The following is a 21,262-nucleotide window of genomic DNA, read 5'->3' as shown; positions in this document are numbered from 1 at the left end:
GAAGGTACAAGCCTCCCTGCCCGTTCCCCGGATCCATGTACGACATCGGCATCGTCGGCTGCGGCGTGATCGGGACCCGGCTCGCCGCCGCGGTCGACGCCCACGATCGGTACGAGCTCGCCGCGGCCTGCGACCTCGACGCGGACCGGGCCGCCTCCCTGGCGGCCGACTACGGCACGGCGTCGACGGCGACAATGACCGATCACGCGGCGCTCGCGGAGCGAGAGGGGCTCGACGCCGTCTACGTCGGCGTCCCCCCGCTCGCACACGAGGCGGTGGTCACCGACGCGCTCGACGCCGGCCGACACGTGATCTGCGAGAAGCCCATCGCGGCGGACGCCGAGGCGGGCCGGCGGATGAGCTCCCTCGCCGCGGACCGGGACCTCGCGACCGCGGTGAACCTCCCGTTCCGGTACACGCCCGGATTCGTCCGGCTTCGAGAGCTGGTCGAAGCGGGCGCGATCGGCGACCGGCGCCGGGTCGAACTCCGGTTCCGCTTCCCGCAGTGGCCGCGCGAGTGGCAGGACGTCGCGTGGCTGGAGTCGCGCGAACAGGGCGGCCCGCTGCGGGAGGTCGGGACCCACTTCCTCTTCGGCGTCCGGGAGCTGTTCGGCGCCGTCGACGCGGTGAGCGCGGACGTCGGCTACGCGGGGCCGGACGCGTACGAGGACGACGTCGTCGGGACGTTCCGGGCCGACGGCCTTCGGGGGACGATCGACCTGCTCTGCGACCACGAGGGCGAGGAGGAGAACGTCGTCACGGTCGTCGGGGACGACGGGTCGCTCTCGCTGACTGAGTGGCACCGGCTCGTTCGCGACCGCGGCCGCGAGGGCGAGCGGACCCTCGTCGACGAGCGCGGCGACACCACCGCGGCGCTGCTGACCGAGTTCGCGCGGGCGATGGACGGCGACGGGGGCGACCTCGTCTCCTTCGGGGAGGCGACCCGGGTCCAGGCGGCGCTCGAAGCGATCCACGCGTCGGACGGGGACCGCGTCGCCCTCGACGGCTGACGGCGGACCGGAACCGCAGGACGTGAGAACGCCGGACAGGAGTTATATGCGTGCCGCCGCGACCTTCGGATATGAGCTATCTCGTGGCCACCGACGGATCGACTGAGAGCGATGAGGCGGTCCGGTACGCCGCGCGTCAGGCGGTCGCGTTCTACGAGACCCTCGAGATCGCCCACGTGTTGACGCCGGACTCGGAGCTCGTCGACGGAACGATCGTCCTCCCGGGCGAGGAGGCCGCGGTCGAGGCCGGCCAGAGCGTCCTCGCCAACGCCGAGACGGTCGCCGAGGAGGCGGTCGGCGACGAGTCCATCGACGTGGAGACGCAGCTGCTCACCGGTCGCCCGGCCGACGCGATCGCCGACTACGCCGCCGAGGCGGACGTCAACGCCATATACGTCGGTCACCGGGGGCTGAGCGAGGAGCGCGAGCAGGTCGTCGGCAGCGTCGCGAAGAGCGTCGTCGACAAGGCGGACGTGCCGGTGACTGTGATCCGGTAGCGTCGGCCGCGATCGCCGCGCTCGACGGGCGAGGAGTGCCGACCGAGGACGTCCGCGGCGGCCGCGGCGTCAGAGACGACGGCAATGACCACCAGTACCGGGCCTTCAAAACCGTCGCCCGCGTAACATGAGGTGATGTCTGAGGAAGTACTCGTCACGGCGGACTGGGTGGAATCGAACCTCGACGCGTTTCAGGACGACGACTCCGATCACCGGCTCGTCGAGATCAACAATCCGACCGTCACAGACGAGTCGGAGTACACGCCGTACGAAGAGGGGCACATCCCCGGCGCGCTGAACTTCGAGTGGGACGAGGTGTTCACCGATGAGACGGAGCGCGACATCGTCTCCAAGGCGGACTTCGCGGCCCGCAACGGGGAAGCCGGAATCGACGCCGACACGACGGTCGTCGTCTACGGCGGCGGCCGCGTCCCGAACTGGTTCGCGCTGTTCGGCTACTGGATCTACAAGTACTACGGTCACGATGACGTCCGCGTTATCGACGGCGGGAAGGGGTACTGGGTCGCCAACGACTACCCGCTCACGACCGAGGAGCCCGACTTCACGCCGCGCGACTACGAGGCCCGCGGCCCCTTCGAGAACGTCCGCGCCTATAAGGACGACATCGACAAGGCGATCGAAGAGGGGATCCCGATGGTCGACGTCCGCTCGCCCGAGGAGTTCTCCGGCGAGGTCATCGCGCCCGAAGGACTCAACGAGACGGCCCAGCGCGGCGGCCACATCCCCGGCGCCAGCAGCGTCCCGATCGGGACCACGCTGAACGAGGACGGCACGTTCAAGAGCGCCGACGAGCTCCGCGAGCTGTACAGCGAGGCCGGCGTCGACGGCGACGAGTCCACGATCACCTACTGCCGCGTCGGCGAGCGCTCGTCGATCGAGTGGTTCCTCCTGCACGAACTGCTCGGCTACGACGACGTCCGTAACTACGACGGCTCGTGGACCGAGTGGGGCAACCTCGTCGGCGCGCCGATCGAGACGGGCGAGTAAGCGGCGCTCGGTCGCCGCCGTCGACCCGCTGACGCTATTTAAATAAGTCACTAAGCGAGGAGGACGCCGCGCACGCCCGTTCGGCGGCAAGGTCTCCGCGGTGTCGGCCGCCGACCGTCCGGGTCTGCCGGCCACCCGGGCCGCCGCCGACAGGGCCTTGCGGCGAGAGCCCGTATCCGGGATCGAACATGGGTGCGGACGACCACGCCCCGACGCCGCCGACGGTCCCGGATCCGGAGGCGATTCGGTCGGTCACCGGGTCGCCGACCGAGGCCGGCACCGTGGTCTGGCACCGCGAGGACCTCCGGATCGCGGACAACCCCGCGCTCGCGACGGCCGCGTCCGCGGCCGCGGCGACGGAGCGAGATACCGACGAGGCGGCGACCGCGGAGGACGCTGACGGGACGGCGGCCGCGGAGGACGCCGACCCCGTCGTTCTCCCGCTGTTCGTCTTCGATCCCGCCTTCTACGGCGACCGCGGCCTCGCGTGCGACGCCCGGATCGCGTTCCTTCACGACTCCCTGCGCGACCTCGACCGACAGTACCGCGACGTGGGCGCGCCGGGCCTGACGTACGCCCACGGCGACCCGATCGAGGTGCTCGGTCGCTTCGTCGACGCCGGCTGGGACGTGGTCGCGACGCGGAGCGTGACCGGTCGGTACGGACTCCGGCGCGACGAGCGCGCCCGCGACGAGATCGGCGTCGAGCTCGTCGACGGCGACGGACTGGTCCGCGACGCCGATCGCTCGCGCCGGGAGTGGAAGGGAGCGATCGAGTCGTGGCTGGCCGCCGACGCGCACGACTGGGACCCGCGACGCGTCGACGTGGAGCGGATAGCGACCGGACCGGGATCGGGATCGGGCTCCGACTCGTCCCCGGACACCGGCGACTCGTTCGTTCCGTCGCCCGAGGCCGTCGCGGCCGCCTACGACGTGACCCCCGAGAAATCGATGGTGCCGGACGGCGGTCGGGCGGCGGGCCGCGATCGGTTGGCGTCGTTCGCCGGGCGGCTCGGCGACTACCCCGGGAACATCTCCTCGCCGGTCGACGCCCGCGAGGGCACGAGCGGCCTCTCGCCGTACCTGCGGTTCGGCTGTCTCTCGCTTCGGGAGGTCCACCGGTACGTCGACGAGCACGCGCCGGACGGCCGGGGGAAGTCGATGTTCGTCTCCCGGCTGTTCTGGAACCGCCACTACCGGCAGAAGCTGGTCGACTGGCCGGGGTGGCTCGACGAGGCCGTCAACCCGGTGTACGCCGGATTCAACCGGGACCGACACGACCCGGAGCTCGTCGCGGCGTGGAAGGCCGGCGAGACCGGGTTTCCCATGGTCGACGCGAGCATGCGTTGCCTCCGCGAGACCGGTTGGCTCAACTTCCGGATGCGGGCGCTCTGCGCGAGCGTCTACTTCCACGTCCTCCAGCAGCCGTGGCGGATCGGCGCGGACCACTTCCACGAGCACCTGATCGACGCGGACGCCGCGATCAACTACACGCAGTGGCAGTCGCAGTGCGGGCTCGTGGGTCGCCCCGGGCTCCGGCTCTACAACCCGCGCAAGCAGGTCCGCGACCACGACCCGGACGGGGAGTTCATCGCGCGGTGGGTTCCCGAACTGGAGCCGCTCCCAGTCGAGCACCTCGACCGCCCCGAGCACGCCCCGCTCGCCGTTCAGGCTGAGTGCGGCGTGTCGATCGGCGAGGAGTACCCCTACCCCGTCATCGACTTCGAGGCGGCCCGCGAGGAGTTCCAGCGGCGGTACTACGACGCGCATCCCGAGGCCGCCGCTAGGCTGGCGGACGAGCGGATCGCCCGCCGCGCCTCCCTTTCGGGCGGACTCGACGCCGCACGGGCGATCGCGGAGGAGCACGGGAGCGAGGCCTCGGAACGAGGGGCCGAAGCGAGCGGCGGTGCCGGCGAGGCGACCGCTGAGGGGCGTCGGCGCGGTCGTCAGACCGATCTGTCCGCCTTCGACGACGACGGCTGACCGACGAGCCGGCGTGGGAACGTATTTACATGTGTGTACCGTATTGTGAATCATGAACCAGAATGTCGGTTCCACGGACAAGCGCGTCAGAACGGCCCTCGGTGCGGTGTTCGGAATCGCCTCGCTCGCGACGCTCGCGGGAGCGGTTCCGGTGCCGGCGTTGGCCGCGCCCGTCCTCGGCGTCGTCTCGCTGATCATGCTCGGGACCGCCGCGACCGGCACGTGCGCGCTCTACTCCCTGATCGGCGTCGACACGTGCCCGGCGTCGGCCGGCGGCTCACGGTAAGACCCTCGACCGGTCCGGGCTTTCACGTACAGAAGGGTTGAGACGGTTCTTCTCGACGGTTTCGAACCACCGGCGACGGTAGCCTCAAGTGTGGCTAGTCGTAACGTATGACATGAGCCTGCGACGCAGACCGATGACTGTCGTGTGCGTGCGCGCGAACCGCTTCGCCGACCGAGGTGACCGATCGTGAGCGACACCCCGACCGTCCTCGTGATCGGAGGCGGCGCGACCGGGGCCGGAGTCGCCCGCGACCTGGCGCTCCGCGGCGTCGACGTGACGCTCGTCGACCGCGGCGGGCTCGCCGGCGGCACCTCCGGGCGCTCGCACGGCCTGCTTCACAGCGGCGCCCGCTACGCGGAGGACGACCCTCGAGGCGCCGAGGAGTGCCTCCGCGAGAACCGGACGCTCCGCGAGATCGCCGGGGCGTGCCTCCGCGAGACCGACGGGCTGTTCGTCCGCCTCGGCGGCGACGACCCGGACTACTTCGAAGAGAAGGTGGCGGCCTGCGAGGAGATCGGGATCGAGACCGAGCGGCTCGACGCCGACGAGGCGCAGGCGGTCGTTCCGGGGCTCTCCGACGACGTCGCGGAGGCGTTCCGCGTGCCGGACGGCGTGATTTATCCCTCTCGGCTGGTCGCCGCGAACGCGGCCGACGCCGAGCGACACGGCGCCACCGTCCACACCGACGCGCCCGTCGAGGCCGTCGAGACTGCCGACGGCGCGGTCTCGACCGTGCGCGTCGGCGGCGACGTCGACGCCGCGCTCCGACCGGACCACGTCGTCAACGCGACGGGGGCGTGGGCCGACCGGATCGCCGACCTGGCCGGCGTCGATGTGGGGATGGCGCCGAGCCGCGGCGTGATGATATCCGTCGAGTACGACGGGCTCGATCCGGTGTTGAACCGGTGTCGCGACCCCGACGACGGCGACATCGTCGTCCCCCACGAGGGGGAGGCCGTGCTCGGCACGACGAGCGTCCCGGTCGACGACCCGGACGAGTACGAGACGGCCGACTGGGAGGTCGAGCGCTCGATCGAGGAGTGCGCGGCGATGCTCCCCGCGGTCGCCGAGGCCCCGGAGGTGAGACGGTGGTGGGGCGTCCGCCCCCTGTACGCGCCGGACGAGACGGGATCGAACCGGCGCGGGATCTCGCGCGGATTCACCGTGATCGACCACGCCGACGAGGGCGTCGGGAACCTCCACACGGTCGTCGGCGGGAAGCTGACGACCTACCGGGAGATGGCCGAGCTGACGGCCGACCGCGTCTGCGAGCGACTCGGCGTCGACGCCGCCTGCGACACCGCGACGGAGCCGCTCCCCGGCGCCGACGACCCCGCTCGGCTCGACGAGTTCGTCGAACGGTACGGCGGGGCGAACCCGACCGACGCCGGCGTCGTGAGCGCCGCCGCTGACGACGACTGAAACGGCGGGGATCGGACGGCGAGGGCGCCGGGGGCGAGTCCGGCTACTCGCCGTCGTCGATCAGGTCGCCGAACACCGAGGTCGCGGTGTCGGGGACGTCGAAGTCGTGGTAGTGCTCGCCCTTCTCCTTCGAGAGGATGTTGAGGGCCGCGGCGGCGCCGTCGCCGGCCGAGATGACCGCCTGCCACTCCTCGGCGCGGACCATCCCGCCCGTCGCGTAGGCGCCGTCGACGCTGGTCTCCATCGAGACGTCGACGTCGACCGTGTCGTCGTCGCCGAGCGCGCAGCCGAGCGACTCCGCGAGGTCGCGGCTCGCGCCCGTGGCGAGCACGAGGTAGTCGGCCTCGTACTCGCCCGCCTCGGTCGTCACCGCGAACCCAGCGTCCGACTCGGCGACGTCGGTGACTTCCTCGCCCTGCTTCCGATCGACGCCGAAGTCGTCCGCCTGCTGGCGGAGGGTCGCGAGGAACTCGTCGCCACCGACCGAGCCGATCCCGGGGTAGTTGAACAGGTGCGCCTTGTGCATCCAGGTCTTGTCGGTGTCGAACAGGACCGCGTCGAGCCCGTTCTTGCCCGCGAACAGCCCCGCGCTGAGTCCGGCCGGTCCGCCACCGACGATCGCTACGTCTGCCATGCCGTCACTTCCCAAGCCGGACTGATAAGCGTTGGCGGAACCGGCGACACGGGTGCGGTAGCGGACGATCGGCGATTGGCGATTGGCGGTCGGCGGTCGACGGACGGCGGTCGGCGGTCCGCTGGTCCGCGGGTCAGCCGGCGACTACGACGAGAAGTCTGAGAGTGACCCGTCGGCGTCGTCGGATCCGTTCCGACTCTCGCCCTCGCCGGTCCGGTCTCCCTCCGCGCTCTCGTCGTCCCCGCCGCCGACCGTCTCGGGCTCGCGCCACGGGTCGTCCGGGTCGACGGGCTCGACGGCGCGGTCGAGCTCGGCGGCGGAGTAGTCGCGGTCGTCGTCGAGCAGCATCGCGAGGCGCTGCCAGCGGGCGCTGTGCTCGCCTTCCCCCTCCGGTCCGACCCGCGCGCCGCGCGTCTTGAAGAAGCGCGTGCCGCGCCCCAGCTTCGACCCCTCGCCGGTGTGGCCGTCGAAGATCGCGTCGAACTCGCCGCCCGGTTCGAGGTCGCCGACCGGGAAGTCGTGGGCGGGCTCCTCCCCGTTCTCGCGGGCCTCTGCGCGCAGGTCCGCGACGGCGCGGAAGTACTCGTCGGCGTTGGGGCCCTCGCGGGTCGACCGCGCGCGGGCGGCCGCCAGCGCGGCGTGGATCGCGCAGAGTCGGCCCTTCCACTCGGCGGGCTCCCAGCGCTCGGTAGCGAGTTCCTCGTAGCGCTGGATCGTGAGCGCGACGTCGCTGCCGGCGCGGAGGTCCTCGACGACGTAGAGGTTCAGGCGGTCCCAGAGGTTCCACGAGTAGCCGGAGCGCGCCAGCTCCCAGGCGGCCCACGCGGCGACCTCCTCGTCGGAGCGGCGCACGGCCTTCTGGAGCAGGCTGGAGACGGCGTAGCGGTTGTACCCCCCGTCGGTCTCGTTCGCCTCCTTCGGCTCGCCGAAGTCGTTGTCGCCGGTCGCGTCCGGCGTCGTGTCGGTCTCCAAGCTCCCGTCCGACCCGAACGTCGCCTGTCTGTCGTCGCCGTCGGCCATACGCCCGCTCCCGCCGCGAGCGACTTAAAAACCGCGCGCGGCGGGCGAGATCGGAGCGAGCCGGGCGGTGCCCGAGGCGCCCGCGGTACGGCGGATCACACCTGCGCTGAAAGGGAACCCTTAAGTCGAATCCAGCGGCTATGTTTCAGTGACCGCCCTTAGCTCAGCCTGGTAGAGCAGTCGACTGTAGATCGACTTGTCCCCCGTTCAATTCGGGGAGGGCGGACTGAACCTCAGCAACCGTGAGCGACAGCGATCGGTTGCTGAACGTGAGGGACGATCGACCCGAATTGAGCAGACGAGTCACAGCCCGGAACGGCGAGCGGAGCGAGCCGCACGCCCGGACTGTCTCGGCGAGTTCAATTCGGGGAGGGCGGACTCCCTTTCCGGCCGGGTCGCAGTGCACGCCTGTCTTACTCTCATCACGTTCTTAGCGATGGCCACATGATCGGCCTGCTTCCCGCAGGAGTGGGGCCGACGGGAGCGACCCCCGGGTCGCCGCCGAGTCGGAATCCGTGACACTCGAGGGCCGTCGACCGACGGCGCGAGCGCGGTTAAGCCGACAAAAACCGCTAACAACTTATCTAATTTATTACATACTAGTTTAATATCTATTGTGATTATTGCTTAAGAATGTCCGTAGGACAGGAGCTACTCGACGTACCGTTCCCCGAGATGGTGGCCAGCATGGGGCAGGGGATCGCGGACGCACAGAACCAGTTGGACATGAACTCGGTCGAGGTCGCCAAGACGCTCGCGGAGACCGAGATCGAGGTCGTCCCGGCGATCACGCGGACGATCGACTCGAACGGCGACGTCACCTACTCCTCGGCGGACGCGATAGACGTCTCGCTGCTGCAGGCGGGGCTGTTCCCGACGTTCTACCGGTTCTCGGAGGCCGTCATCGAGGTCGAGATGGACATCAAGACGACCACCGAACGGGAGACGAACATCGACGTCAGCGCCGAGGCGCACGCCGGGTTCGGCCTGTGGGGCGGCAGCATCCAGACCGACGTGAGCCACAACCGCAAGTTCGGGAAGGAGGTCCACGGGACGAGCAAACTGAAGACCACGATGGTCCCGGTGCCGGAGCCGCCGTACCTCTTCCCCGAGGTCGAGACGGTCGACAACCGCACCACGACCGAGGAGTGATCGAATCGGGTCCCGGTCGCCGACCCCCGAGAGCGCGGCTCTCGCCGGCGACCGCATCCGCACCCGCGACACCGACACCTATGCCACTACGAGCCCATCACGTTTCCCCGCCTAGTACAGCCCGCCGCCGACCGACTCAGCCGGTCGCGGACGTCCCGTTCGACGACCTCGTCTCCCTGCTGGCCGCGGGCGTCGCCGACGCGCAGACCGCGCTCGACGCGCACAGCGCGGCGACGGGGGCGTCGCTCGCGGAGACCGAACTCGAGGTCGTCCCGTCGGTCACGCGGACGATCGACACCGACGGCTCGGTCACGGCGACGCCGGCCGCGACGGAGCGTCGGTCCCTGCTGGAACTCGGGATCACGCCCGCGTGGTACCGGTTCAGCGAGGCGACGATCGAAGTCGAGGCGGACGTGCGAGTGGCCGAGCGCGAGGGCAACGACGCCGGCGCGGGTGACGACGGGACGGACGACGCCGACCGACTCGGTGACGACGGAAACGATCCCGCGAGCGGGCTCACGGCGAGCACGCAGTCGGTGATCGACCGGCGGCGGTTCGACCGGGAGGTCGGCGCGAACGCTCGACTGGCCGCGCGTCTCGAACCGACGCCGCTGCCGAGGCGGGTCGGCCCCCCGGCGGAAGCGGACGCGGAACGCGGAGGCGACCGTGCCGACTGACGAGTGGCTCGCGCGACCGCTCTCGGAGTTCGTCCGCTCGGTCGCGTTCTCGGTCGCGGAGGGCCAGGAGGAGTTGGACCGCCGATCGATGGCGGCCCAGCGCGCGCTCGAACGGGAGATCGAGAGCGGCGAACTCGCGTACGACCTCGACGCCTCCTGGCTCCGGTTCTCCGAGGTCGAGGCGGACCTGGAGCTGACGCTCTCCGTCGAGGGTAAGGAGATCCGAGACCCGGAGACCAACGAGGTCCGCGGGTACAAGCCCGTCGTGAGCGCGGTGCCGCTCAACCACCGCGTCGTCGGCGAGTACGAGGTGGACGCCGAGATCGCGAGCGAGGTACGCCTCAAGATAGCGCCCGTTCCGCCGGAGTCGCGTCGGCCATGAGCGACCGGTTCGACGCCAAGAGCGAATCGTATCGCATCGCTGAGACGTTTCAGTTGGAGGAGATCCCCCAGGTCGACGTCGAGAAGTTCGAAACCGTCGAGCGGGCGGCGGTCGAGCGGGTGATCACCGAGCAGCAGGAGTCGCTCGTCCGGCTCCAGACCGACGTGCTCGACGTGCGGACCGAACGCGACGCGCTCGAACACCAGCTCTCGAAGCTGACGGACGACCGCGAGCGGCTTCAGGAGCGCGTCCGGGAACTGGAGATGGAGCGCCCGGCGCTGGAGCCGAAGACCGTCTTCTCGAACCTCGGCGCGGCGCTGGAGGCGGCCGACGAGGACCTGTCGAGCGAGCGCTACCGCGTCGACGACGTCGACTTCACGCTCAAGGCGAACGTCACCCAGACCGAGGAGGGGGTCCGGATGCACCTCCCCTCGCTGGACGAGTCGTCGCTCTCGGCGAACCTCAGCGAGGTCTCGTTCCGGCTGCGGGCGCCCCGCACCGAACCGGAACGACCGGAGACGGAGTACGTCGACGTGCCGGAGCTACGGGGGCTGTCGCGCGAGGCCGCGGTCAGCCGGCTGACGGCCGCCGACCTCGCGGTCGGAACGGTCGAACGCGCTCCCGACCCGACGACGACGCCCGGGGCCGTCGTCGAGCAGTTCCCCGACGCCTACGCCGTCGCCGAGCCCGGGGCTCCCGTCGACCTCGTCCTCGCCGAGGAGCCCGGCGACGATTCGGAGTCGGCCGACGAGTCGAGCGCGGAGGCGGATACCGGCGCCTCGACCGACTCGGACGCGACGGGAGGGAGCGATTCGAACGCGGACGAACCCGCGGACGACGCGCCCGCCGACGAGACCGGAGAGGAGAACCCCGACGAGACCGCTGAGGAGAGGCCCGAAGAACGGACCGACGACGAGGAGAAGGCGCGCATGGAGGCGTTCCGCCGCGCGATCGTCGAGGTCGACCCGGAGAACGGCTCGGCCGTCGCGGACCGACTGCGCCGCGCCGGCGTCACCGACCTCGACGCGCTCGTGGAGCGGGACCCGGAGGAGCTCGCCGAGCTGTTGTCGATCCCGGTCGAACGGGTCCGCGCGTTACAGGAGGAGCTCGGCGGCCGCGAGGAGCCGATCGAGCTCGAATCCGTCTCCGGTATCGGTCCGACGTACGCGAGTCGACTCCGCGAGAAGGGGATCGGATCCGTCGCGCGGCTGTCGACGCTCGATCCGGAGACGGTCGCCGAGATCACGCGGGCGTCGACGAGCCGAGCCGCCGACTGGATCGAGCAGGCGACCCGGCTGACGGAGGAGCGGTGACCCTCGCGGAGCGGTTCGGCGCGTCGATCGAGGTCGCGGGACCCGACCCCGACGCGGAGGCGTTCTTCTTCGTGAAGCGTCCGGAGTCGGTCGACCACGACGCGTTCGTCACCGGGCTGCTCGGGCTCGTGGGGACGGGCGGCCGGCTCGTGCTCCATCACCGATCGGGGTTTGCGGTCGTCCGCGTGTCCCACGACCGCGCTCGGCGGCTGCGGCGGCTTCCGTGGGTCGACAGCGTCGGCGGCGTTCGGTTCGATCCGGAGCAGTTCGCGGCCGTGACCGGCGCTCCTATCGCGTGATCGGCGCTCCGGTCGTATGACCTGCGCTCCCACCGTGTGACCGGCGCTCCCGTCGTGCGAGCGGGGCCATTCGATTCTCAGCGCGAGTATTCGCACCGACAGCGTATTTATCCCTCCACTGCAACTCTCCGGACATGACTCTCGTCGTGGTCCCGGTCCGGTTCCCGCCGTCGTCGCACTCGGCGGCGACGCTGCGAGAGGCCGTCCGCGTCGCCGATGAGCGCGACGCCGACCTCACGATCCTCCACGTTGACCTGTATCAGAACTCGGGCGGCGTCTCCCGCAGCGACCTCAAGCGCGCCGTCGAGCGGCGGATCGGGGCGGTGGACCGCGCGCGGTACGTCGTCCGACGCGGCTTCCTCGTCGAGGAGACGATCTTAGAGGAGATCGTCGCCGAGAAGGCCGACGTCGTCGTCATCGGCTCGAAGCAGGCGGGTCGCTGGCGGCGGATGGTCCAGAAGCTCCTCTCCGACCCGGACATCGACTCGTTCCTCCGGAGCGAACTCGACTGCACCGTGATCACGGTCGAGGCCGACGGCGAGGTCACGAGCAACGAGGGCGAGGAGAACGAGGCGGACGCCCCGATCCCGGACGACGGCGGCGACTGACAGACTCAGTCGCCCCCGCCCCCGCCCGCGACCTCGTAGCGGCGCTCGTACTCGATGACCGTCGCGACCCGGTCGGCGACGTCGCCGCCGAACTCCCGCTCGACGAGGTACAGGGCCAAGTCGATCCCGGAGGTCACACCGCCCGCGGAGAGCAGGTCGCCGTCGTCGACGACGCGCGCGTCCACGACCTCGGCGCCCGACTCGCGCAGCTCGTCGATCGCGCCGGCGTGGGTGACCGCGCGCCGCCCGTCGGTGACGCCGGCCTCCGCGAGCAGCATGGACCCGGTGCATACCGAGGCGATCCGCGTGCCGGCCGCGTGGTGGGCCGCGAGCGCGCGGGGAACGTCCCCCTTCCGCGCCTCCGCCCACGCGCTCGCCTCCGCGTCGCGCGCGTTCCAGCCGCCGCCCGGAACGAGCAACAGGTCGGGGACGTCGTCCGCGTCCGGCTCGGGCAGGGTCCCGTCGACCCCGACGCGCGTCCCGTGGCTCGCGGTCACCGAGTCGCGCTCGCCGAGGGTCACGTACCGGACGCGCCCGGCCGGGTCGTCCCCCTCTCCGGCGTACTCCAGCGCGTAGTCGAACACCTCGTACGGACCGATCCCGTCCAGTTCGTCGAAGCCGTCGTACAGCAGCACGTCCACGTTCATACCGACTCGAAGGGGGGCGGACGGCTTGTGCGTTCCCCCGCCGTCACTCCGCGGCGAAGGCGTCGGCGACCGCCTCGATGTCGCCGGCGACGCGGTCGCGGTCGATCCGCTCGCCGCGGTACGCGCGCTCGACGATCCCGTCGGGATTGACGAGCATGGTGACGACGACGTGGGTGAAGTCGTACCCGGGGAGTCGCTCGCTCTCGGTCGTCCGCTCGAAGCCGATCCCGAGCCGGTCCTCGACGACCGCCTTCGCCCGCTCCGGCGTCTCCGGGCGGAGGTAGTGCCAGTTGCCGCTGTCGAGGTTCACGCCGATCGTCTCGGCGTTCTCCCGAAGCGTCGCCGCGTCGTCGCGCTCGGGGTCGAAGGTGATCGGGAGGAAGGCCGTCTCGTCGGTCAGTCCCGCGTCGGCGACCCGCCGCTGGACGGACACCAGCCGTCGAAGGAGGATCCCGCACTCGACGGGACAGGTGGTGAACACCCCGGTCACGATCGCGGTCCGATCGAGCGCCTCGCTGTCGATCGTCACCCCCGCGATCGGGTCCCGAAGCTCGAACGCGGGGAGTGGTTGGCCGTACGCGGGATACGCGAGATCCTCGCTGTCCGCGAGTTGGTCCTCCTGCGGGCCGAGCACGACCCCTTCCGGCTCGTCGCCGAGCACCGAGGCGCAGCCGGCGACCGCGCCGGTCGTCGCCGCAGCGATCCCGCCGAGCACCGCTCGCCGTTGCATACCGAAGTCGTCGGACCGCGCTCGCATAACCGGTCTGGTGCGCCCGTCGAACGCGGCTCGTCGCTCGCGGGATTTATAACGGCGAGTAGTACGGGATCGGGGGGTGCGGCAGCGGGACGCCGAGCGTCGCGAGCCCGTGCTGGAGCGGGATGTACCCGAGCGCGACGAAGGCGACGCCCAGCGCCCGGTGGATCCGCATGCGGGTCTCGACGCTCACGGCGCCGAACGCGGTGCCGAAGACGAACAGCGCCGGGACGGTGCCGAGGCCGAGCGCGCCGAGCGCGGCCGCGCCGCCGAGCGCGCTCCCCTGGACGAACGCGTACAGGAAGGCGGGGTACAACAGCGGGCACGGCAGGAGGCCGTGGGCGGCGCCGAGCCCGACGATCCGCCAGCTGCCGACCCACGCGTCCACGCGGGGCACGATCCGACCGGTCACCACTCCGGCGGCGGCGTCGAGACCGGGAACCGGGATCCGCCGGAGTTCCAGCCGGAGCGCGTACCGCGCCCCGATCGCGATGACGACCCCGCCGACCGCGATCCCCGCGAGCGCGTGGACGTCGCCGGCGACCGTCGTCACGGTGCGGCCCGTCACGAACGCGAGGCTCCCGGCGAGGCCGAACAGCCCGCCGATCGCGGCGTAGCTGGCGGTCCGTCCGAGGTTGAACAGCGCGTGCTGGCGCACCTGTCGCACGGTGAGGTCGTTCCGGCCGCCGGCTCGCCCGTCGGCGGCGCCCTCGCGCATCCGGTCCGCGTACGTGGAGACGAGCGGTCCGCACATGCCGAGGCAGTGCGCGCCGCCGAGGAGGCCGACGAGCAGGAAGACGCCGAGGCTCAGCGGCTCCGCCGAGTGGATCGTTCCGGTGGGCTCGCACGTCGCCGTCGCGGGGGCGAGCGAGGCCCCGAGCGAGCCGACGCCGCCCCCGAGTTCGCGCATGTCCGAACCCACGCACGCGGCGGCCCTAACGGATCTGGTGCGATCGGCGAACGGGGGCCCGCGATCTACCGGCGGCGGGGAGCGCGGTCACGGCGTCGGACCGCGACCGCGAGGGCGGGCTACTCGAACAGGTCGTCGACGGTCCGGACGAACCGGTCCACGATCCGGTCCGGGAGCGACGCCGACACCTCGTCGAGGAGCGCCGCGGTCCGCTCGGGACGCGCGAGCGAGACGCGCACGGGCCGGTCGTCGGACTTCTCGACGACCCCGCTCTCGGTGAGGTTCGAGACGTGCCACGAGACGGTGCTCCGCGCGAGGTCCAACTCCGCCGCGAGCGTCGCCGGGCGGGTCGCCCCCTCGGCGTGGAGCCGAACGAGGATCTCGCGGGCGGTCTCGCGGCGGAGGAAGGCGACGGCCCGTCGCTCCCACGGGTCGAACGCCGGATCGAAGTAGTGGGCGCGGCCGCCGATCCGCTCCACGGCGACCTCGCCGTCCCGGACGAGCCGGCGCAGGTGGTACTGCGCCTGCCCGGTGGCGATGTCGAGGTCGCGGCTCACCCGGTTGAAGTGGACGCCCGGCGTGTCGCGGACGTGTCGGCGAACCCGGACTCTGGTCTCCGGCATTGGTGCTCGCTTGGAGCTACCGGATCGGCACCTAAAACGAGCCCGCGCGTTCTCTCCGCGTGGGAGCGGCCGGGGGAGTATTCTTGTCGCTCGCCGCAGTAGACACCGAGAACGTGAGTCCGATTCTCGCGAGCCAGATTGCGAGTGCGACCGCGACTGCGATCGCGACCGCCGGCGGATGGGGCGTAGAGGGGTCGCTGCCGCTGCTCGGCGTCGTGTTCGTCGCCGGCCTCGGAACGGGGCTGCTCTTCCTCGTGAGCCTCGTCGCCTACCGCCGCCGGCGGAGCGCCCAGTACGGCCTGATAAGCGTCGCGGTCGGCGCCCTCCTCGCCCGCTCGGTCGTGGGCGCGGGCACCGTCCTCGGCGTCGTCCCGATGCCGGTGCACCACTACGTCGAACACAGCCTGGACTTCCTCATCGCCGCGGTCGTCCTCTACGCGGTGTACGCGTACGCCCCGGGGTCGGTCGGGGACGACACGACCGCCGACTGATCGGCGGGCCGCCTCACGCGGCCGCTCAGTCCCCGATCTCGCGGCGAACGCGCTCGACCGCCGCGTCGACGCGCCGCCCGTAGGCGAGCGTGACGCCCGCGACGACGGCCCCGAGGAGCGTCCATCCGACCACCGACGCGACCGCCCGGGCGGTCGAGACGAACCCGCCCTCCGGCGCGAAGGCGACGCCGATCACGTGCTCGAAGACGAGCCCGCGGAACGCCCCGTTGGGAGCGAGCGCGATCGACGCGGGGACCGTCGTCGGTGATGCCCCGGCGGCGAGCGATCGGAGCAGGACGAGGTCGCCGCCGAGCACGCCCGCCACCAAGGCGAGGCTCCCGAGCGCGATCGCGCTGCGGCGGCTCGCGGCGAGCGCGGAGACGGCCGCCGCGAGCGACACGTACGCCGCGCCGAGGAGGAGGACGAACGCGAGGAACCGCAGGTACAGCAGGGGCGAGTCGACGCCGGTGTGGGTCGCGAAGATCCCCGTGTCCGGCGCGGCGGTCAGCCAGACGACGGCGCCGATGGCCGCGTACGGGACGCCGACCGCGGCGACGAGCGCGACCAGCCGCGCGAGCAACACCCCCGCGACGTACTCGCCGACGCGGACCGGGTACGTCCGGATCACCGCGAGCTCGCCGCTCGCGGCGTCGGTCAGCAGCGCGCGGTAGCCCAACACCACCGCGACCAGCGGGACCAGGGCCTCGGTCGGGAGGAGCAGGTCCACGACCGCCGGCACGAAGCCGGTCGCGCCGCCGCCACCGGCCGCGAGGAGGCCGCCGAGGGCCGCGAGGAGGCCGACCGCCAGCACGCCGTAGCCGGGAGTCCGGACCACCGTCGCGATCTCGCGCCGGAACACGGTCGAGACTCCCGCGAGGCGGCCGCTCATCGGTCCGACACCCCCGTGACGTGAACGTCCGGCTCCGCGTCCTCGTCGCCCTCGCCGTCGCTCCCCTCGCGCTCGCCGTCTCCCTCCGTCGCGTCGCCGGCGTCCGCGGCGCCCCGACTCGCGCCGGGCTCGCCGACCACGGCGCGGTAGAGTTCGCTCGCGTCGGCCGCGCCGTGCTCGTCGAGCAGTGGATCGAGGGGGCCCGCGGCGGCGACCCGTCCCCGACGCAGGATCACGACCCGGTCGGCGTGGGCGTCGACGAGGTCGAGGGCGTGCGACGAGACGACGACCCCGGTGTCGCCGTCGGCGCGGTTCGCGGCCGCGCGGAACGCGCGCTCGCGCATCCCGGGGTCGAGCCCGCTCGCCGGCTCGTCGAGGACCACGAGCGAGGGGTCCCCGAGGACCGCCTGCGCGATGCCCAACAGCCGACGCATGCCGCCCGAGAGCGCCTCGACGTGCCTGTCACCCGCGTCGCCGAGGCCGACGCGCTCCAGCGCCGCGTCCGGGTCGTCGCCGACGAGCCGCGCGTAGAACGCGAGCGTCTCGCGGGCGGTGAACCCGTCCCGGAACGGGACCCGCTGGGGGAGGTAGCCGATCGGCTTCGGCCCGGTCGCACCGGTGTACCGGACCTCGCCCGCGGTCGGCTCCGTCGCGCCGACGAGCACTCGCAGCAGCGTCGACTTCCCGGAGCCGTTCGGGCCGACGACGGCGGTGACGCCGGGCTCGACGTCGAGCGAAACGTCGTCGAGTACCCGGACGCCGCCGTACGTCCGCGCCGTCCCGGAGAGGCTCGCGACGAGGTCGTCAGACATCCGCCACCCCGCTCGTCGCGGCCCCGCGTCTCGTCGCGTTCGGTGCGTTCGTGTTCGTCCCGATCGCGTTCGACCCGGTCGCGTTTCTATCTCCCTCTCCGCCGCCGGACCGGGCGCGCCAGTCGGCGTGGACCGGTCCCGCGTCCGGGTCGAGCGCCGCCGCTACCCGGTCGGACGCGTACGGCTCCGTCGCCGGGGCGGGGTCGATGATGCTCCCCGAACGCGCGCCGGGGACCGTCCCGCGGAGGCGGTCGAGGAGGGCGACCGCGGGCGACTCGCGCACGGCGACTAGGGCGACCTCGCGGTGGAGCGCGCCGTCGACGGGCGAGGTGGGTCGATACGCGCGCTCGCCGGGGTCGTGGATCCCGACGTTCGCGCCCTCCCAGTAGTTCCCGCGGCCGCCGTCGGCCCAGACCCTGAGCGCGCCCGCCCCGGCGGCCGCGTGGTCCGCGTTGGCGACGAAGTCGTTCTCGACGACCCGACTCGACGGGACGACGGTGGTCGCGCGGGCCCCCAGCTCGTTGTTCGCGGCGACGTTGCGCTCGTACAGGGACCCGCGCGAGCTGGTCGAGAAGCCGAGTTCGTTGCCGACGAGGGTGTTGTACCCGATGTACGCCCTGGTCCCCGAGGCCTGGATCCCCGCGCTGGAGTTCCGGACGTCGTTGCCGACGATCGCGTTGCCCGAGGGGCGCGTCATCACCGTGACCCCGCCGAAGAGCTCGTCTCGGAAGGCGTTGTCGGCGATCAGCGCGTCGCTCGTGTACATGAGGTGGACGCCGTAGCGGTTGTCCGCGAACTCGGAGTTCCGGACGACGGAGTCGTCGGCGCGGTGGAGGTAGATTCCGTCGCGGCCGCCCGCGAACTCGCTGTCCGTCACCGTCACCCGCGACTGCATGCCAGTAATTCCCATGAACCCGTCCTGCCACTCCTCCGTCCCGTTGACGCGGAGGTCGCGGACCGCGGCGTCGGAGCCGTCCCGGAGGAGGATGCCGCTGGCGCTCGCCTCGATCGTCACGTCGTCGACGAACAGCCCGGGCGCGTCGATCGCGCGGATCCCCGCGTCGCCGTGGCCGTACCCGAGCTGGATGTTGGTGTCCCACGCCCCGCCCTCGGGGTCGCGGCCCGATCGCGCCGCATCCGGGTCGCGCGTTTCGTTCCCGCTGCCGTCGACCGCGACCCCGGTGATCGCCACGTCCGGCGCTCGCACCGTGATCACCGAGCCGTTCCCGTCGCCGCGTATGCGCGCGTCCTCCCCGGCGATCGTGACCGACTCGTTCACCGTCAGGGTCTCCTCGTAGGTGCCCGGCGGGACGGCGACGGTCGTGTTCGCCGGCGCGGCCGCGAGCGCCGCCCCGATCGTCGGCGCGTCCTCGCCGACGACGACGGAGACGGGTCGGTCGGCGCGCCGGTCGGCGGCCGCGATCCGCTGGTCGGCCGCCGTCCAGCGGTCGGGGGCCATCCCGCGCACCGCCGCCGCGGAGTCCGTGTCGAACGACCGGTCCCGGACCGCGCCCCAGTCGATCACCCGCCCGCCGTGGTCGGCTGTGAACGCCTCGGCGGCGGCTCGCTCGCGGAACGGGACGACCGTCTCCCCCGCCGGGCTCCGGGCGTCGCTCCCGACCACGTACACCGCCTCCGGCGCCGGCGTCCACTCGCCGGCCAGCTCCGCGTCGAACAGGCCGCGCTCGGTCGTCCCCGGCCGCGCGTCGTCGAACGTCTCGACGTAGGCGACGACCGGGTAGCCGAACTGCCGCTCCGCCCGGTCGTCCTCGAGCGCCGCCGCGAACGACTCGACGCCGTTGTAGCCGACGACGTACTGGAGCTGCGAGTAGAAGACCTGCGTCCGCGGAATCGTCGCCGATCCCGCCATCAGCGCGTCCGTCTCGGAGGAGAGGCCGAGCTCGACGACGTCGTCGTAGGCGACCGGCGACGGCGCCGCCGTCTCGGGATCGTCGACGAACGCCCCCGCCGTCGCCGCCGCGGCGGCGAGGACGAGCGCCGCGAGCGCCAGCCGGACCGGGAGCGACGGATCGCCGAAGGGGTCGAATCTCGTCACGGTGACGTTTATCTCTCCCGGGGTTTATCCGATCTGGTTCGTTCCTCGAACGGGGGATTGAATCGGTCCAGAGGGTCTAAGACGATGGTTCAGCAACTGTTACGCATGGGAGACCACCAGCATCCGTCGACGTCGCGTCGGCGACTGCTCTCCGGAGTCGGCGCGGGGATCGCGCTCGCGGCCGCCGGCTGTCTCGGCGAAGAGAGCGCGTCGATCACGCCGATCTCGCTCGACGGGGAGCGCGCCTGCGACCAGTGCGGAATGATAATCGAGGACCACCCCGGGCCGGTCGGACAGGTCCACTTCGAGGACGACGAGCCCGAGGGCGGGCGACCGGGGCAGTTCTGCAGCAGCACCTGCACGTACACCTACCGGTTCGACGCCGAGGACGCCGGACGGACCCCGCTGGCGACGTTCCTCACCGACTACTCACTCGTCGAGCAGGAGGTGTTCGAGGAGGGCTCCGACGTCATGTTCTCCTCGCACGTCGAGAGCGAGGCGTTCTCGCGAACGACCGATCTCACCGTCGTCGCGCGTAGCGAGGTCGTCGGCGCGATGGGGCCGGAGCTGATCCCGTTCAGCGAGGAGGCGGACGTGACGGCGTTCGTCGATGAGTACGGCGGGGAGCCGATGCCGGCGACGGACGTCGAGCGATCGACGCTGGAAGCGCTGTGAGAACCGTCGCCGGAGGCGATTAACGGCGCTCTGTGAGGTCCGGAAGGCCGCGTGCCCCGGACACGGTGCCGACGATCGCCGAGAACGCCAGCGTCGCGACGAGCCGCGGGATCCCGGTGATTCCGGCGTTGGACAGGACGCCCGCCACCAGCACGGTGAGCGCTATCACGGCAACCGTGATCACCGCCTCTCGGGCGAGGACGTTCCGCACGCGCTCCCTGCGGTTCGACCGCTCCGTCTTCAGCGCCGGGAGCACGTCCCTGATCCGGGTCTGGACGAGGTAGTTCGTGAGCCCCGCGAGGAAGCCCGCGAACAGCGACCACGCGACGGGCACCCCGTTGAACCGGATGCCGGCGGGCTCGGCCGTCGGCCCCTCGTCGTCAGCGCCGGAGGCCTGGTCGGCGGAGCCGCCGGATTCCGCGTCGGAGTCGCCGTCGACCGATCCGACCGGCCCGTCCGACTCGTCGCCACCGGTCTCGCCGTCGGCGTCCCCCGTCCCGGTGTCGCCGCCGGCGGTTCCGCTCTCGTCCGTCCCGTCGCTGGTCCCACCGTCACCCGCCCCGCCGTCACCGGTCCCGCCGTCACTACCGGTCCCGCCGTCACCGGCCCCACCGCCATCCGCTCCACCGTCATCCGGACTCGTCTCGGATCCCGACCCGTCCTCTGGGACGTCGACGGTGAAACGCACGATCTCCGCGTAGCTCCCGACCGTCGGCGGGACGGTCGCGCCGAGCGTGACGGACGAGTTCGGTCGCAACGTGAGCTCGCCGCCCGTCACGCGCTCGCCGGTGTCCATCCGGTACAGCGTCACCCGGTCCGTCTCGGTGTCGATCCGGACGGTCGTGGCGTTCTCCCCGGTCTTGTCGCCCTCGTAGCCGGCGAACCCGACGAGAAACAGGTCGTCGACGCTCGTCCGCGCGTCCGGTGGGACCGATCCGAAGCGGAGCCGCAGCTCGCCGGCGTCGTCGTACGCGACGTACCTGTCGGCGTTCTCGCTGTCGGCGGGCGACAGGTAGACGCCGGAGTCCGTCGCGACCTCGTCGCCGTCGGTAAACGAGGCCCCGGTCGCGGCTCCGCCCCCGAGCAGCACGACGACGACGGCGACCGCGACGATG

Annotated in this window: 24 protein-coding genes and 1 tRNA gene; 15 read left to right on the top strand and 10 right to left on the bottom strand. The window is 71.8% G+C overall.

Features of this window, described 5'->3' with window-relative positions; genetic code table 11:
• Positions 1-35: 35 nt before the first annotated feature.
• From DJ74_RS12680 to DJ74_RS12655, 6 genes are all read left to right on the top strand, one after another.
• On the top strand, positions 36-1,010 hold the full coding sequence (locus tag DJ74_RS12680; RefSeq protein ID WP_094527475.1) for a Gfo/Idh/MocA family protein: 975 nt from the start codon (positions 36-38) through the stop codon (positions 1,008-1,010).
• 71 nt (positions 1,011-1,081) lie between these two features.
• Entirely contained in the window at positions 1,082-1,507 is a 426-nt protein-coding gene (locus tag DJ74_RS12675; RefSeq protein ID WP_094522504.1) for a universal stress protein, read from the top strand.
• Between the two features lie 135 nt (positions 1,508-1,642).
• Positions 1,643-2,515: a sulfurtransferase gene (locus tag DJ74_RS12670; protein ID WP_094527474.1), complete on the top strand. Its 873-nt coding sequence runs from the start codon at positions 1,643-1,645 to the stop codon at positions 2,513-2,515.
• Between the two features lie 188 nt (positions 2,516-2,703).
• Complete coding sequence (locus tag DJ74_RS12665) at positions 2,704-4,497, top strand: FAD-binding domain-containing protein (RefSeq protein WP_094527473.1); 1,794 nt, start codon at positions 2,704-2,706, stop codon at positions 4,495-4,497.
• Between the two features lie 52 nt (positions 4,498-4,549).
• On the top strand, positions 4,550-4,783 hold the full coding sequence (locus DJ74_RS12660; RefSeq protein WP_094527472.1) for a DUF2892 domain-containing protein: 234 nt from the start codon (positions 4,550-4,552) through the stop codon (positions 4,781-4,783).
• Positions 4,784-4,969: 186 nt separating this feature from the next.
• Positions 4,970-6,205: an FAD-dependent oxidoreductase gene (locus DJ74_RS12655; RefSeq protein ID WP_094527471.1), complete on the top strand. Its 1,236-nt coding sequence runs from the start codon at positions 4,970-4,972 to the stop codon at positions 6,203-6,205.
• A 43-nt stretch (positions 6,206-6,248) separates the two neighbouring features.
• On the opposite strand, the gene DJ74_RS12650 is transcribed toward DJ74_RS12655, so the two are convergent.
• Positions 6,249-6,839, bottom strand: a complete 591-nt coding sequence (locus DJ74_RS12650) for an NAD(P)/FAD-dependent oxidoreductase (RefSeq protein WP_094527470.1) — start codon at positions 6,837-6,839, stop codon at positions 6,249-6,251.
• Positions 6,840-6,983: 144 nt separating this feature from the next.
• The gene (locus DJ74_RS12645; protein WP_094527469.1) at positions 6,984-7,859 is read right to left on the bottom strand and encodes a hypothetical protein; all 876 of its coding nucleotides are present in this window, start codon (positions 7,857-7,859) and stop codon (positions 6,984-6,986) included.
• Positions 7,860-8,011: 152 nt separating this feature from the next.
• On the opposite strand from DJ74_RS12645, the gene DJ74_RS12640 reads away from it, so the two are divergent.
• The 7 genes from DJ74_RS12640 (at position 8,012) to DJ74_RS12610 (ending at position 12,290) form a co-directional block, all read left to right on the top strand.
• Positions 8,012-8,085: transfer RNA gene (locus DJ74_RS12640), tRNA-Tyr, on the top strand.
• Between the two features lie 407 nt (positions 8,086-8,492).
• Positions 8,493-9,011 carry a hypothetical protein gene (locus DJ74_RS12635; RefSeq protein ID WP_094527468.1) on the top strand — a complete coding sequence of 173 codons (519 nt, stop codon included), beginning with the start codon at positions 8,493-8,495 and terminating at the stop codon, positions 9,009-9,011.
• 80 nt (positions 9,012-9,091) lie between these two features.
• A complete protein-coding gene (locus DJ74_RS12630) occupies positions 9,092-9,688 on the top strand; it encodes a hypothetical protein (RefSeq protein ID WP_094527467.1) in 597 nt (198 codons plus the stop codon).
• Positions 9,678-10,070: a hypothetical protein gene (locus DJ74_RS12625; protein WP_094522486.1), complete on the top strand. Its 393-nt coding sequence runs from the start codon at positions 9,678-9,680 to the stop codon at positions 10,068-10,070. Before DJ74_RS12630 ends, DJ74_RS12625 begins: the two co-directional genes overlap by 11 nt.
• On the top strand, positions 10,067-11,383 hold the full coding sequence (locus DJ74_RS12620) for a helix-hairpin-helix domain-containing protein (RefSeq protein ID WP_094522484.1): 1,317 nt from the start codon (positions 10,067-10,069) through the stop codon (positions 11,381-11,383). The genes DJ74_RS12625 and DJ74_RS12620 overlap by 4 nt, the downstream gene beginning before the upstream one ends.
• On the top strand, positions 11,380-11,682 hold the full coding sequence (locus tag DJ74_RS12615) for a hypothetical protein (RefSeq protein WP_094522482.1): 303 nt from the start codon (positions 11,380-11,382) through the stop codon (positions 11,680-11,682). The genes DJ74_RS12620 and DJ74_RS12615 overlap by 4 nt, the downstream gene beginning before the upstream one ends.
• A gap of 134 nt (positions 11,683-11,816) precedes the next feature.
• The gene (locus DJ74_RS12610; RefSeq protein ID WP_094522481.1) at positions 11,817-12,290 is read left to right on the top strand and encodes a universal stress protein; all 474 of its coding nucleotides are present in this window, start codon (positions 11,817-11,819) and stop codon (positions 12,288-12,290) included.
• Positions 12,291-12,295: 5 nt separating this feature from the next.
• Here the strand turns inward: DJ74_RS12610 and DJ74_RS12605 are convergent, their stop codons facing one another.
• The 4 genes from DJ74_RS12605 to DJ74_RS12590 all read right to left on the bottom strand — a co-directional run bounded on the left by DJ74_RS12605 (position 12,296) and on the right by DJ74_RS12590 (position 15,224).
• Positions 12,296-12,937 (bottom strand): DJ-1/PfpI family protein, encoded by a 642-nt coding sequence (locus DJ74_RS12605; protein WP_094522479.1) that lies wholly within the window; start codon positions 12,935-12,937, stop codon positions 12,296-12,298.
• A 43-nt stretch (positions 12,938-12,980) separates the two neighbouring features.
• The gene (locus DJ74_RS12600; RefSeq protein WP_094522477.1) at positions 12,981-13,667 is read right to left on the bottom strand and encodes an SCO family protein; all 687 of its coding nucleotides are present in this window, start codon (positions 13,665-13,667) and stop codon (positions 12,981-12,983) included.
• 73 nt (positions 13,668-13,740) lie between these two features.
• On the bottom strand, positions 13,741-14,601 hold the full coding sequence (locus DJ74_RS12595) for a sulfite exporter TauE/SafE family protein (protein WP_094527466.1): 861 nt from the start codon (positions 14,599-14,601) through the stop codon (positions 13,741-13,743).
• 119 nt (positions 14,602-14,720) lie between these two features.
• Complete coding sequence (locus tag DJ74_RS12590; protein ID WP_094522475.1) at positions 14,721-15,224, bottom strand: winged helix-turn-helix transcriptional regulator; 504 nt, start codon at positions 15,222-15,224, stop codon at positions 14,721-14,723.
• 122 nt (positions 15,225-15,346) lie between these two features.
• Here DJ74_RS12590 and DJ74_RS12585 point away from each other — a divergent pair, with 122 nt between their 5' ends.
• Complete coding sequence (locus DJ74_RS12585) at positions 15,347-15,715, top strand: hypothetical protein (protein ID WP_254922171.1); 369 nt, start codon at positions 15,347-15,349, stop codon at positions 15,713-15,715.
• 25 nt (positions 15,716-15,740) lie between these two features.
• Here DJ74_RS12585 and DJ74_RS12580 read toward each other — a convergent pair whose 3' ends face one another.
• The 3 genes from DJ74_RS12580 to DJ74_RS12570 are packed head-to-tail and all read right to left on the bottom strand — an operon-like array spanning position 15,741 to position 19,472.
• Complete coding sequence (locus DJ74_RS12580; protein ID WP_094527465.1) at positions 15,741-16,604, bottom strand: ABC transporter permease subunit; 864 nt, start codon at positions 16,602-16,604, stop codon at positions 15,741-15,743.
• Positions 16,601-17,416 carry an ABC transporter ATP-binding protein gene (locus DJ74_RS12575; RefSeq protein ID WP_094527464.1) on the bottom strand — a complete coding sequence of 272 codons (816 nt, stop codon included), beginning with the start codon at positions 17,414-17,416 and terminating at the stop codon, positions 16,601-16,603. Before DJ74_RS12575 ends, DJ74_RS12580 begins: the two co-directional genes overlap by 4 nt.
• Entirely contained in the window at positions 17,409-19,472 is a 2,064-nt protein-coding gene (locus DJ74_RS12570) for a NosD domain-containing protein (RefSeq protein ID WP_094527463.1), read from the bottom strand. The genes DJ74_RS12575 and DJ74_RS12570 overlap by 8 nt, the downstream gene beginning before the upstream one ends.
• A 105-nt stretch (positions 19,473-19,577) precedes the next feature.
• Between DJ74_RS12570 and DJ74_RS12565 the strand changes: the two genes are divergently transcribed.
• Entirely contained in the window at positions 19,578-20,147 is a 570-nt protein-coding gene (locus DJ74_RS12565) for a nitrous oxide reductase accessory protein NosL (protein WP_094527462.1), read from the top strand.
• Positions 20,148-20,166: 19 nt separating this feature from the next.
• On the opposite strand, the gene DJ74_RS12560 is transcribed toward DJ74_RS12565, so the two are convergent.
• Complete coding sequence (locus DJ74_RS12560) at positions 20,167-21,261, bottom strand: hypothetical protein (protein WP_094527461.1); 1,095 nt, start codon at positions 21,259-21,261, stop codon at positions 20,167-20,169.
• Position 21,262: the final 1 nt, after the last annotated feature.

The sequence above is a fragment of the Halorubrum sp. Ea8 genome, from assembly GCF_002252925.1.
Lineage (GTDB): Archaea > Halobacteriota > Halobacteria > Halobacteriales > Haloferacaceae > Halorubrum.
This window is presented reverse-complemented; position numbering and strand designations above follow the sequence as displayed.